The following is a 12,046-nucleotide window of genomic DNA, read 5'->3' as shown; positions in this document are numbered from 1 at the left end:
CGCGCCAATTCCTCAGGGAAGCGAAGTATTTCAATCCGCAATACCTGCGGCAGCGTCTCGATCGAGGCGAGATGAGCTTCACCGGGCTGGTTGGGTCGAAGCATTGCGAAGAACAGTCCGCGCACGGCATCTTTGCAAAAATTTTACCTAAACGCTTTTCGGCTTCTTTACCAGATCGGTCTATGGTGCACTTCGGATGCCCCGACGCTACCGGATTGCCACAAGGCAAAAGGACCCGGAAATGAAACGCTGTATGTTCGTCGACGATTCAAGCGTCATCAGGAAGGTTGCAAAACGCATCCTGGGTGGTTCCGACATGGTTGTCATCGAGGCAGCCAGCGGACTTGACGCGCTCGAGATGTGCGCTGCCGATATGCCCGACATCATCGTCATCGACGGCGCCTTGCCGGATGTGGCGGCGGTCGATCTCATCCGCCGCGTGCGCGCCATGGAGAGCCCGGTAAGGCCGCAGATCCTGATTTCGCTGGTCGAGCTCGATATCGCTTCGATCATGCGGGCCAAGCGCGCCGGCGCTCAGGGCTATCTCCTGAAGCCATTCAACCGGCCGCAACTGCTCGAGCGTTTTCGCGCCTTGAAGATCGCCGCCTGATGCGGCTGGCCTGGAGCAATTCCAGGAAAGCATGTAACGGTTTTCTCGGGAAAAGCGCGTAGCGCTTTCCTCAGGGAATTGCGTAAAAACAAATAGTTATCAGCCCATCGCGCAAAAAACCCGGCCGGAGCCGGGTTTTTTGTCGAAGAAAAGTTCGGACGGTGTTCGCCGCTCAGGCGCTGACGCGGATGTCTTCCGGTTCGCGCAGCACATAGCCGCGACCCCAGACCGTCTCGATGTAATTCTGGCCGCCTGATGCCGCGTCGAGCTTCTTGCGTAGCTTGCAGATGAAGACGTCGATGATCTTCAACTCGGGCTCGTCCATGCCGCCATAGAGGTGGTTGAGGAACATTTCCTTGGTCAGCGTGGTGCCCTTGCGTAGCGAGAGCAGCTCCAGCATCTGATATTCCTTGCCGGTGAGGTGCACGCGCTGGCCGCCGACTTCAACGGTCTTGGCATCGAGGTTGACCACCAGGTCGCCGGTGGTGATGACCGACTGGGCATGGCCCTTGGAGCGCCGTACGATGGCATGGATGCGGGCGACCAGCTCATCCTTGTGGAACGGCTTGGTCATGTAGTCGTCGGCGCCGAAGCCGAGGCCGCGTACCTTGTCCTCGATACCGGCCATGCCGGAGAGGATGAGGATCGGCGTCTTCACCTTGGACAGGCGAAGCGTTCTCAGGACTTCATAGCCCGACATGTCCGGCAGGTTGAGGTCGAGAAGGATGATGTCGTAATCGTAGAGCTTGCCTAGATCGACACCCTCTTCGCCGAGATCGGTCGTGTAGACATTGAAACTTTCCGATTTCAGCATCAGTTCGATGCTTTGTGCGGTTGCACTGTCATCTTCTATCAGCAGAACACGCATTTCATTCCCCTTTTCTGCTGCCGGACCATTTCACGACCCGTCCAGGCCCGGAGCAGTGGTTGCCTTGTGCAGAGGCTGCCATCAAATGGTTAACAAAACCTAATTTCCCGTCCATCACGGTACCAGATTTTTTAACCTCTTTCTACACCCTCTTGAATCTAATAACGAATCCAGACCCAAATTCCTAATGCAACACATTAACAACCTGGACTAAGTGACTCCAGGGACTCATTGACGCGGCTCCCACATCGGCGGCCGGAATTTTTACCCGGCCTTAAGTCCTGACCCGTATGATTAACAATGCCCGTAAACGAATGGTTACCGCCGGCAAAAAACTTTAGGGTTTTGTTTCCCATAGTTCGGGGAAAGCCGGTGGACACGGGTGACGCTTGGGCCTTTCCAAGAGGTTTGGACGATATGTGCGGGTGTGCGTTTCTGGGAGTACCGAATCATGAAGTCACGTGAAAACCTCGTTCGGCTGAAACAGTTTCAGGTGAATGAGAAGCGGCGGCAGCTGCTGCAGCTCGACATGATGATCGCCGAGTTCGAGCGCATGGCCGTCGAACTGGAGCTTCAGATCACCGCCGAAGAAAAGAAAGCCGGCATCACCGACATCAACCATTTTGCCTACCCGACCTTTGCCAAGGCAGCGCGCTTGCGTCGCGACAACCTCAGAAATTCGCAAAGTGACCTCGCCCAGCAGCGAAGCACTGCCGAATCATTACTCGGCGAAGCTGAAGCGGAGCTTTCCAAGGCTGAGATGCTCGAATCACGCGACACCAAGATTCGCGAATCCGAGGTCGGCGGCCGCAGCGCCATGATCGGCTGAAGCCCGGCCTGTCTGTAAAGTTGGCGCTTGTCCCTCGGGCGGGCGCAGCATCCAGGTTTTCAGTTAAGCCGACTGAAAGCTGCCCTAGGCGGCCAAACCGCCTTCGTTTTCGCCAGTCGCCCGCGCCCTCGCCTCCTTGATGTCCGGCGCATGCTGTTCCGACCACGACCTGATCTGGTTGAGCAGTCCCGCCAGGTTCTGGCCAAGCTCGGTCAATTCATATTCGACACGCGGCGGAATGACCGGGAAGATCTCGCGCCGAACAAGGCCGTCGCGCTCAAGCACCCGCAGCGTCTGCGTCAGCATCTTCGGCGTGATGCCTTCAAGCTTGCGGGCGAGCTCGCCATTGCGCAGCCGGCCTTTGCGCAGCGCGCAAACCACCAGATACACCCATTTGCTGGCCAGCATCTCGAGCACCGTGTGCGAAGCACATGTCCGCCGGTACGCATCATAGCCGAAAGGGGAATCGTCTTCACTATCCATGAAGTACCTATGTATCAGAAAGGTACATACTAGACAAGAGGATATTACTATCCAAATGATAGTGGCACCAACCAGCAGGAGACATCCCATGCGTGCCGTTATCCAGAATTCCGTCGGCGGACCCGACGTCCTTGTCATCGCCAATCGGCCCGACCCCACACCACAGGCCGGCGAGGTGCTGGTCCGCGTCAAGGCAGCCGGCATCAATCCGGTCGATGGCTCCGTCCGCGCCGGCAATTATTCCCTGCTCGGCGAGCCGCCCTTCATCCTGGGCTGGGATATCTCGGGAACCGTCGAGGCGCTGGGCGCCGGCGTCTCTGGCTTCAAGGTCGGCGACGAGGTGTTCGGCATGCCGCGCTTCCCCAAGCAAGCCGCCGCTTATGCCGAACTTGCGGCTGTGCCTACCGATGAAATCGCACTGAAGCCGAACGGCGCCGACCACATCCAGGCAGGCGCATTGCCGCTGGCGGGCCTCACCGCCTGGCAAGGCCTCGTCCGCCATGGCGGGCTGAAATCAGGCCAGCGCGTGCTGATCCACGCCGCAGCCGGCGGCGTTGGCCACCTGGCGGTGCAGATCGCCAAGGCGCGCGGCGCTTACGTCATCGCCACCGCCAGCCCGCAGAAGCTCGATTTCGCCCGGTCGCTCGGCGCCGATGAGGTTCTCGACTACACCAAGAGCGATTTCGCCGACAAGGTTCGCGACATCGATCTCGTACTGGAGCCTATCGGCGGCGACCATGCCGAACATTCGCTGAAGGTGCTTAAGCGCGGCGGCGTGCTGGTGTCATTGCTCAATGTCAGCGACGCGACGAAGGTGCAGGCCAGCGCGCAGGGCATCCGGGTCGAGCGCATGTCAGTCGTGCCAGACCGTGAAGGCCTGCTGGAACTCGCCCGGTTGATCGATGCGAAAAAGCTCGTCGTCCACGTGGCGAAAAGCTTCCCGCTTGAGCAGGCAGGTGCTGCTCACGCCTTTCTCGCCACCAGGCCGATCGGCAAAGTGGCGCTGACGGCCTGAGCGCCAAAAGAATCGCTTCGAAAACAAAAGGGCGCGGAGTGCCGCGCCCTTTGATCGTGTTTAGACCGACTCTAATGCCGGTATTGCTGGATGCGCGTCGTGCGCAGCCCGGCAAGGCCATACTCGTCGATCGACGCCTGCCAGGACAGGAATTCCTCGGTGGTGAGCTTATAGCGCTGGCATGCTTCGTCAAGGCTCAAGAGCCCGCCGCGCACCGCAGCAACCACTTCCGCCTTACGCCGGATAACCCAGCGACGTGTATTCGTCGGCGGCAGATCGGCAATCGTAAGAGGGCTGCCGTCAGGCCCGATAACATACTTGACTCTCGGTCTAACCAGATCGGTCATCGTACTCTCTACAAAAAACTCAAAGACCCAATCCCCGCCACGTTACCGCCACAGCTTTAAAAATTGCCTAAGCAGACCCTAATGACTAGGTAAGGATCATGAACGCCGCGTTAGTCTTTTCGTCGGCATTTGAAACATCCGCCCGGAAGCGCCGGCGCCGCGCGGAAAAATCTTTCCATTCGCCGGACCGGTCGCTAGTCGATCGGCCAAGCTGGCGTAGCCGGAGAGCTTGACCTATATTCCCGTCATTGGCATTCAGGCGCCGCGCAGAACGAAAGAACCATGAACAGCCTCGATCTTCCCGGACGTCCCGAAAACACCCGCATCGTCGTCGCCATGTCGGGCGGCGTCGACTCGTCCGTCGTCGCCGGCCTGTTGAAGCGCGAGGGCTATGATGTCGTCGGCGTCACATTGCAGCTCTACGACCATGGCGCGGCGACGCACCGCGCCGGCTCATGTTGCGCCGGGCAGGACATCGACGATGCCCGCCGCGTCTCCGAGACGCTCGGCATTCCCCATTATGTGCTCGACTACGAGGAACGCTTCCGCAAGGCGGTCATCGATCCCTTCGCCGAAAGCTACGTCGCCGGCGAGACGCCGATCCCCTGTGTTTCCTGCAACCAGACGGTCAAGTTCGCCGATCTTCTGGCCACAGCCAAGGAGCTTGGTGCGGACGCTTTGGCCACCGGTCACTACATCCGCTCCGGTGCCAATGGCGCCCACCGCGCGCTCTACCGGCCGGTCGACGCCGACCGCGACCAGAGCTATTTCCTGTTCGCCACCACGCAGGCGCAGATCGATTATCTGCGCTTCCCCCTCGGCGGCCTGTCGAAGCCGCAGGTTCGCGCCATCGCCGAGGAGATGGGGCTGACGGTTGCCGCCAAGCAGGACAGCCAGGACATCTGCTTTGTGCCGCAGGGCAAATATTCCGACATCATCGCCAAGCTGAAGCCGGCTGCTGCCAATCCGGGTGACATCGTCCACATCGACGGCCGCTTGCTCGGCCGCCACGAGGGCATCCTGCGCTACACGATCGGCCAGCGCCGCGGCATCGGCATCGCTTCCGGCGAGCCACTTTACGTCGTCCATCTCGACGCCGACCGCGCCCGCGTCGTGGTCGGCCCGCGCGAGGCGCTGGAGACGCACAAGATCTATCTGCGCAACATGAACTGGCTGGGCGACGGGCCGCTTGCCGATGTTCCCACCGGTGGCCTGGAGCTGTTCGCCAAAGTCCGCTCGACGCGCCCGCCGCGCCCGGCCGTGCTGCATCACCGCGCTGGCGCCACTTGGGTGGAACTGGTCGACGGCGAGTCCGGCATCGCACCCGGACAGGCCTGCGTGCTCTATTCCGATGACGGCAACCAGGCGCGCGTGTTCGGCGGCGGCTTCATCGAGCGTTCGGAGCGTGGCGCGGAGGCAGAGGCAATGCTGACCCGGCTTGCCGCCAGGCCGGCGCAGATCCCCGCCGAGTAATCCACTACCCGCTCAGCAACTGTTTCGAAATTCGCTCGATAGAGTCCAAACGGTCTCTCAGGAATTGGGCGTGGTATGCGTGACCGTCCCCGCGGTCAGGATGCGCAGCACCCTGATCGCTTCCTCGCCGCTGGTGCGCGGCTCGGCTCGCGTCTCGATGCAATGGATGAAATGCTCCAGCTCACGCGTCAGCGGCATGCCTTGTGCAACCGCGACATAGGATGGCTCATTGGTGGTGAAGGCCCATTGGCCGCTGTCCTGCCACACAGCGTGGCGGTAGACGGCAAGCTTGCGTTCCCATGGTTCGACGTCGTCGAACACCGCCATCGCCTTGGTGCCGACCACGGTCAGCCGTCGCTCGCGATAGGGGTTTAGCCGCGAGGTGAAGAGATGGCTGCGCAGGCCGTTTGGAAAACGCATGTGCAGATGCGCGAAGTCGCTGAGATTGTCGAGCAGGGCGGCGCCCTCGCCGCGCACCTCGATCGGCTCGGTGCCGGTGATTGCCAGGATCATAGACAAATCGTGCGGCGCCAGGTCCCACAGCGCGTCGTTCTCGGTGTGGAACTTGCCGAGCCCGAGCCGGTGCGAATGGATGTAGCGGACTTCGCCGAGCTCGCCCTTGTCGATCAGCCCTTTCAGCGTCTCGAAGGCGGGATGGAACCGCAAGACATGGCCGACCATGAAGACGCGGCCATTGTCCTTGGCCGCCTGCACCGCGCGCTCGGCGTCCTCGACGGTCAGCGCGATCGGCTTTTCCACCAGCACGTCCTTGCCGCCTTCGACGGCGCGCACGGCAAGGTCGGCATGGAATTGCGGCGGCAACGCCATGACGATGGCGTCGATATCGTCCCGGACGAACAACTGGTCGGGCTCGATCGCCAGGCAGTCCTGCTCGCTGGCGAAGCCTTCGGCGCGAGCCGGGTTGACGTCGGAGACCGCGTGCAGCGCGCCGAGCGCCTTGAGGGTGCGGATGTGGTTGCTGCCCCAGTATCCGCAACCGAGGACTGCAATGCGCGGTTTCATCTGTTTCAAACTCTAAGAACTCGTGGCCGAGACATAGCGACGTGCCCCCACGAACTCAACCCGGCGGCGGCAACCAAATGTCTGCGCGGCAAAGCTTTTCGACAATGACAATAAGCCGGCAAGCCGGTTGCTTCGAAGCTTGACAGGCTCACCCTCCCAACCTTATATCCGCGCGACCTTGGCGAACGCCCCCGACATGCCTTTCGATTTGAGGCGGATTTCGGGCCTTTCGCCGCCCTGGCGGGGTAGCTCAGTTGGTTAGAGCACGGGAATCATAATCCTGGGGTCGGGGGTTCAAGTCCCTCTCCCGCTACCAATCCCACCCTAAGGGATTGATCTGATTATAAGCATTTGATTTCAAAAAGAATCCGTTCTCGCACCCGGTACCTTTTGCCGGTACATTACGAGGATGGAAGACATGGCGAAAGCCCGATACATCGTCGGCACCGGCTCCGAACAGAAGCTGAAACGCAACGTTCCGAGGCACCTCAAAGGACTTGCCGGAAAGCACGCTTGGGTGGAGCGCATCGCCCATCTGGCTGCCAAAGAAGCCAAGCAGCGTGCGAACCTTTTTGCCGTCAGAACTGATGCCGAACTAAAAAGACTGCAAGCACGGCTTGAGAAGGGCGAGGAGGCTCCGAGCGATTGCCTCTCCGCTCTCGATCTTGACCTGACAAGGGCAAGACAGATCGCGCTCTCCTATTTCCATAAACGCGACCAAGCGAACCTTGACACCGGGGCGTACTTCCTGAGCCAAGACGATCCGGACTATGATGAATTGCTTGAAGTGGCGAATGCCGACTTTCGAGAAGCCCTCGACGAGGCATCAGGACACAAGCGTACGACCGATCCCCGAGCGCTCGAATTGTTGGTGGAACATGGAGTGCTGTCCCGGTCGAAAGCAGATCAACTAAATGCGTCCGGTTGGCCGGACGAGCTTGCGAGCCATCGAGCGTTTCAAGGGTTCTGTCGGCTGTTGGAGCGAGCCGATCTGGAACTTGCGAAGCGCCGTTACAGATCGTGGGAAACGGGCTCGCTCGCTATAATCGATTCTAGCATTTTCGGCAGGGTTACCGGCGGCGAAATCTCGCATTCTAGCGCCACATCCGCAGGCCAAGGGAAAACCATTGCGGACCTGAAATCGGCGTTTCTCAAACAGCACGTATCGAAGGTCACCAAGTCCAGAGCGGCGCAGTACCGAATTCCGTTTCGCGTGCTGGAGGAACGGTTGGGGCCTAACATGGCATTGGGCAGCATAACCCGCGACGATGCCAGAAACCTTGCCGAATTTCTTCCCCGCATTCCCCCCTACGCAACTTGGCATCACAAAGGCCATAGCTTGGCCGACGCGGCGGACCGGCACGAGGCGGCCACCGGTGCACCGGCCAACAGGTCGAAAGAAGCCAAAACCCTTCTGCAGGTCATCACGCAGGCATTCGATTTTGCGGTCAACGAGCAATGGCTGACGAGCAACCCGTTCCGAGGGATCGGCGTCAACGTTTCTCGGGACCAACGCAAAAAATATCTGTCTAAGAAGGACACCTACGAGCCATTCCCAATCGCGGACCTCAACAAGCTCTTCGCGCTGCCGCTTTTCACCGGTAGCGTCGATGACGAAAACGGATGCCACAAGCCAGGTCCAAACATAGTCAAGCGCCATCGCTATTGGGCCCCGATCATCGCGCTATGGACCGGCATGCGTGAGAACGAAATTCTACAGCTGGAAAAAGCCGATTTCGGAAAGACGGACAGCGGAGTCACCTTCGTTCGAGTGACCGACGAGGAACACGGTAACTACAACGGAACGAACTTTGCAAAGCGCGTCAAAACCGAGAACGCCATTCGGGACATCCCGCTTCATCCCATTTTCGAGCAAATCGGATTTCTCGAATGGGTCAAGAATAGGCCGGACGGAAGACTGTTTCCTGAAGCTGCGACTGGAGCAGCGGAAAAGCCGTCAGACCTCTATTCGAAGCGCTTTCGCACTAATCTCAAAGCCGCGAAGGTTTGGAAATCGCGCAGATTGGTATTTCACAGCTTACGGAACAATTTTAATGATGCGTTGCGCGACGCCGGTGTCCCGGAGGAACTTCGCAAGGCAATCAACGGATGGCAGGAACAGCGATCAATGGACCAGCGATATGGTCGCGGGCAAAAGGTCGAAACGCTATTCGAGCACGTCTCGAAAGTTGAGTATCCCGGCCTTTCGCTTGAATTCCTCAATCGAGCCGAACAGCCCCACAAGTAAGGTCGAACGGAAAATTAGCTGCCAAGGCCGTTTCCGTCCGCGCCAGCAGCCGATGAGCTGTCAAGGGGCCCATTTGCCCACCAAACCCCAAAGCACGTTCCTACAGTCGCGGAGGTGGCTATATTTGAAGGTTTTCGCTGGCTCGCCTGCGCAGGCTCGTTACCAACTGGCCCATCGGCCATGGGTATTGCTCACTTTCATCCCGCTCAAACTGAGCAATCTGAATTGCTAGCGCTCCAGTTCCACACATCCCATCGCTATCAGGAACAAATTTCTCATCGTCTCGGCTACGGCGAGCCGAGGATTTTCGACACAGCTCCGTCAGTTGAGACCTTTGCCGCCAGACGCTCGGAAATTTCCTTGTTGATGCCGTCGATCATGGCTTGAAGCCCGGGCCACATAGATTTAGCGGCCTGTCTTTCGGCAGGCATATCGATAAACGCTCTCTTGGCGGTCAGTCGCTTTTCAACGTGGTCGAAGATCACTCCTGGGGTAAGAAACTCGTACATTGCAGTTGAAGACCAGTGCGAAAGGTCGACGTTTTCGACGTCGATAAGGCAGCGATAGGGCTCGTCATCAAGGAGTATTTGTCGGGCCCCTTCAGGGCGTTCGATCATGCAAGAAAAATCAGATAGAGCCTCGTGCTCGGCACCTTTGTATTCGCCGCGAACGTATCGATTCCAGCCGAAATCCAACATTCCAGGCTGACCTTGTTTGTTGTACCCGTAGGTGTTGCGAGCTGTGATCGCTCGAAATAGCGCCGCGTCGTAGTCCTTTTCCTTCGAGTCAAACCCATCGCATTCCCGGTATGTGTATGTGAATGGCTTTTCCGGAGTGCTGAGAACTTGGCTCGTTTTTTCATCTCGCGAAGCGCAGCGATCGAATGCGAGTTGTATCCGAAAGATCCTGTCTTCGAATGCATAGGCGGTAACAGTCGCCTCTCGACCGATAATGCAGGTTAGGACGCTTATCGTATCGGCGACGTAACGTCGCTCGTTGTCCCGGTCGACGGAAAGATCCGCTTCTCCGCCGACCGACCACCAATATTGCTTCGGATTGGTATTCTCGATTGGGTCGAATAGGCCCGCTCGAACCGTCGTATTTTGATCGACAAATTTAACAGGGACAGAATGGATTGCCGACCTGCACTGCGCGCTCTCCCCGAGAGCGGCCGGTAGAGCGGTAGGCGATTTTCCGAGTTGTGCCGACCAGTCAAATGCCTGCGCGGATGCCAAAGAGGGCAAGAGCAAAAGCACTGCCGCAGCAGTTGATCTAACTGCATTCATAAATTTCACCCCGCCCCCATTGAAGAGGGTGTATCGACCGCTTTCGTGGAGTGCAACAAGCGAAACGATGAGCCGCGCGGGTATCCGCTTGCCAGTTACATCGCGGCTCGGGAGCCTAAAACTATGTTGTCCGAAACTTTCACGTAAAAAAAACAAAGAGCCCCCGCACCTTCCTAATGTCGGAAAAATTTTGAGATGAAAATTGCCAAAAGACAATCTCACCCCTTCCCACTGGTTCAAATTTATCCCGCTACAAATTTCTCACTCTCTCGCTTCGCTCGCTCATTCGAAATTTGTCAGTGCGAATATCCCTATTCTGTACATGGTCATACAAATGAGTATCACAAATTGCTCATGTAATTTCCAAACCGAATATAGAGTCGCGCGCGCGTAAGAGACATCTATATAAAATTGAATATCACACATTCGAGAGGTTGCGCTGCCCCTTAATTCTTAACTTCCTGATGGGCCTTCGCGGGGGGTCGATAAATGGCCTAATCCGAAATTTGTTTGGCTTGCCTTGGACGCCTACCTTCTCTAGCAGCTTCCGTTTCAGGAGCGACCCAATCCACCTATTGATTGTCACGTGACTCGTGCGGCCTGCTCGACGAGCAATATCCCCAATCTTCAACGTGACAAAACCATCGGCATCTTTGTGCTCGTGATGGATCAGTAAAAGGATACGAGTCTCAATCAAGGATAGCGGACTATCGGTTTGGTCGGCATCGAGGTGCCGCCAGAGAGACCTCAGCATTAAATCTCCATCAGACTTTTCCGCCATTTCCACCAAATCTGTTAGGTTGGCACGTAGCTATACGCCCTATCGTACACCTTCGGCCCTATAAGAAAAAACTGCATAACACATTTAGATCTAACTCATTGTAACAATTACACAATTAGCGATCTAACCCTTTATCTCAGTTCAAGCGCAGCGATAGCGTCGAATTGAACGAAATAACAATCTAGAATCAATGGCTTGGGGCGAATTAGCCCTACGTCCTCTCACACACTCGAAATAGACCCATCATGCCTATACATACTCAAAATAATGACTATCTGTACACAAGCAAACGTTCGTTTGCCTGATACGAGTTTTCTTATAATCGATTCTAAGGGAGCAACGTCGTGCAAACCATCGCTACGGAGCAGCATAACAGATTCGTTGCCTACTTCCGTGTCTCGACCGCCAAGCAAGGCGAGAGCGGCTTAGGATTGGACGCGCAGCGTTTCGCCGTCCACGACTTTTCCGCGCGGGATGGAGCCAAGATTGCGCGCGAGTTTGTCGAGATTGAAAGTGGACGGAAGGCTAACCGGCCGGAACTGCAGAACGCCCTTGCATATTGCCGTAAGCACAAAGCGACCTTGCTAATTGCAAAACTGGATCGCCTCGCTCGCAATGTTCATTTCATTTCCGGCCTAATTGAATCGGGTGCGAATTTCATAGCATTGGATATGCCCCAGGCCGACAGGTTCATGCTCCACGTCTATGCCGCTATGGCAGAGGAGGAAGCGCGGCGTATCAGCCAGAGAACTAGAGTTGCACTTCAAGCTGCAAAAGCTCGCGGCGCGAGGTTAGGCGCAAATGCAAAATTGCTTGCAAAAGAACGGCGGGCCAGCGCGGACAAATTCGCTCAACAGATTGGGCCGCGACTTGTCGAACTCCTAGGGTCGGGAGCGTCCATTCGATCAATTACCTATACTTTGAACCAGCAACAAATCCCCGCGTTTGCTGGCGGCAAATGGCACCCCACGGCGGTTGCGCGGGTATCGGCTCGATACCAACGTCTAGCTGCTTCGGTGACCTAGAATCGCAGGTCGGTTGCCGACCTATTTTCGGTAGGGTGAACCACTCGTTAACCATACC

The 12,046-nt window shown here is 57.4% G+C and carries 11 protein-coding genes and 1 tRNA gene; 7 read left to right on the top strand and 5 right to left on the bottom strand.

The window, feature by feature from the left end; genetic code table 11:
- Positions 1-241: 241 nt before the first annotated feature.
- Entirely contained in the window at positions 242-610 is a 369-nt protein-coding gene (locus AC1D10_RS07135; RefSeq protein ID WP_477270078.1) for a response regulator, read from the top strand.
- A gap of 172 nt (positions 611-782) precedes the next feature.
- On the opposite strand, the gene ctrA is transcribed toward AC1D10_RS07135, so the two are convergent.
- A complete protein-coding gene (gene ctrA / locus AC1D10_RS07130; protein ID WP_006203583.1) occupies positions 783-1,478 on the bottom strand; it encodes a response regulator transcription factor CtrA in 696 nt (231 codons plus the stop codon).
- A 451-nt stretch (positions 1,479-1,929) separates the two neighbouring features.
- On the opposite strand from ctrA, the gene AC1D10_RS07125 reads away from it, so the two are divergent.
- Entirely contained in the window at positions 1,930-2,307 is a 378-nt protein-coding gene (locus AC1D10_RS07125) for a flagellar export protein FliJ (RefSeq protein ID WP_111542795.1), read from the top strand.
- A gap of 84 nt (positions 2,308-2,391) precedes the next feature.
- Here AC1D10_RS07125 and AC1D10_RS07120 read toward each other — a convergent pair whose 3' ends face one another.
- Positions 2,392-2,790, bottom strand: coding sequence for a winged helix-turn-helix transcriptional regulator (locus tag AC1D10_RS07120; protein WP_477270075.1), 399 nt, complete (start codon positions 2,788-2,790; stop codon positions 2,392-2,394).
- A gap of 88 nt (positions 2,791-2,878) precedes the next feature.
- Between AC1D10_RS07120 and AC1D10_RS07115 the strand changes: the two genes are divergently transcribed.
- Positions 2,879-3,805 carry an NADP-dependent oxidoreductase gene (locus AC1D10_RS07115; RefSeq protein ID WP_477270073.1) on the top strand — a complete coding sequence of 309 codons (927 nt, stop codon included), beginning with the start codon at positions 2,879-2,881 and terminating at the stop codon, positions 3,803-3,805.
- Between the two features lie 71 nt (positions 3,806-3,876).
- Here the strand turns inward: AC1D10_RS07115 and sciP are convergent, their stop codons facing one another.
- Positions 3,877-4,152: a CtrA inhibitor SciP gene (gene sciP / locus AC1D10_RS07110; protein ID WP_013529904.1), complete on the bottom strand. Its 276-nt coding sequence runs from the start codon at positions 4,150-4,152 to the stop codon at positions 3,877-3,879.
- Between the two features lie 282 nt (positions 4,153-4,434).
- On the opposite strand from sciP, the gene mnmA reads away from it, so the two are divergent.
- Positions 4,435-5,625, top strand: coding sequence for a tRNA 2-thiouridine(34) synthase MnmA (mnmA, locus tag AC1D10_RS07105; RefSeq protein WP_477270070.1), 1,191 nt, complete (start codon positions 4,435-4,437; stop codon positions 5,623-5,625).
- A 57-nt stretch (positions 5,626-5,682) separates the two neighbouring features.
- Here mnmA and AC1D10_RS07100 read toward each other — a convergent pair whose 3' ends face one another.
- Positions 5,683-6,648, bottom strand: coding sequence for a Gfo/Idh/MocA family protein (locus AC1D10_RS07100; protein ID WP_477270068.1), 966 nt, complete (start codon positions 6,646-6,648; stop codon positions 5,683-5,685).
- A 239-nt stretch (positions 6,649-6,887) separates the two neighbouring features.
- On the opposite strand from AC1D10_RS07100, the gene AC1D10_RS07095 reads away from it, so the two are divergent.
- Positions 6,888-6,964: transfer RNA gene (locus tag AC1D10_RS07095), tRNA-Met, on the top strand.
- Between the two features lie 102 nt (positions 6,965-7,066).
- Positions 7,067-8,896, top strand: a complete 1,830-nt coding sequence (locus AC1D10_RS07090) for a site-specific integrase (protein WP_477270066.1) — start codon at positions 7,067-7,069, stop codon at positions 8,894-8,896.
- Between the two features lie 287 nt (positions 8,897-9,183).
- On the opposite strand, the gene AC1D10_RS07085 is transcribed toward AC1D10_RS07090, so the two are convergent.
- Positions 9,184-10,422: a hypothetical protein gene (locus AC1D10_RS07085; RefSeq protein WP_477270064.1), complete on the bottom strand. Its 1,239-nt coding sequence runs from the start codon at positions 10,420-10,422 to the stop codon at positions 9,184-9,186.
- Positions 10,423-11,307: 885 nt separating this feature from the next.
- Between AC1D10_RS07085 and AC1D10_RS07080 the strand changes: the two genes are divergently transcribed.
- Positions 11,308-11,988, top strand: a complete 681-nt coding sequence (locus AC1D10_RS07080) for a recombinase family protein (RefSeq protein ID WP_477270062.1) — start codon at positions 11,308-11,310, stop codon at positions 11,986-11,988.
- The last annotated feature ends 58 nt before the right edge of the window (positions 11,989-12,046 follow it).

The organism is Mesorhizobium sp. P2_A8, assembly GCF_056404935.1.
This window is presented reverse-complemented; position numbering and strand designations above follow the sequence as displayed.

Coding starts and splice junctions, on each gene's coding strand:
- AC1D10_RS07115 (WP_477270073.1), top strand. CDS start 2,879: ATGCGTGCCGTTATCCAGAATTCCGTCGGCGGACCCGACGTCCTTGTC.
- AC1D10_RS07100 (WP_477270068.1), bottom strand. CDS start 6,648: ATGAAACCGCGCATTGCAGTCCTCGGTTGCGGATACTGGGGCAGCAAC.
- AC1D10_RS07090 (WP_477270066.1), top strand. CDS start 7,067: ATGGCGAAAGCCCGATACATCGTCGGCACCGGCTCCGAACAGAAGCTG.
- mnmA (WP_477270070.1), top strand. CDS start 4,435: ATGAACAGCCTCGATCTTCCCGGACGTCCCGAAAACACCCGCATCGTC.
- sciP (WP_013529904.1), bottom strand. CDS start 4,152: ATGACCGATCTGGTTAGACCGAGAGTCAAGTATGTTATCGGGCCTGAC.
- AC1D10_RS07135 (WP_477270078.1), top strand. CDS start 242: ATGAAACGCTGTATGTTCGTCGACGATTCAAGCGTCATCAGGAAGGTT.
- ctrA (WP_006203583.1), bottom strand. CDS start 1,478: ATGCGTGTTCTGCTGATAGAAGATGACAGTGCAACCGCACAAAGCATC.
- AC1D10_RS07125 (WP_111542795.1), top strand. CDS start 1,930: ATGAAGTCACGTGAAAACCTCGTTCGGCTGAAACAGTTTCAGGTGAAT.
- AC1D10_RS07120 (WP_477270075.1), bottom strand. CDS start 2,790: ATGGATAGTGAAGACGATTCCCCTTTCGGCTATGATGCGTACCGGCGG.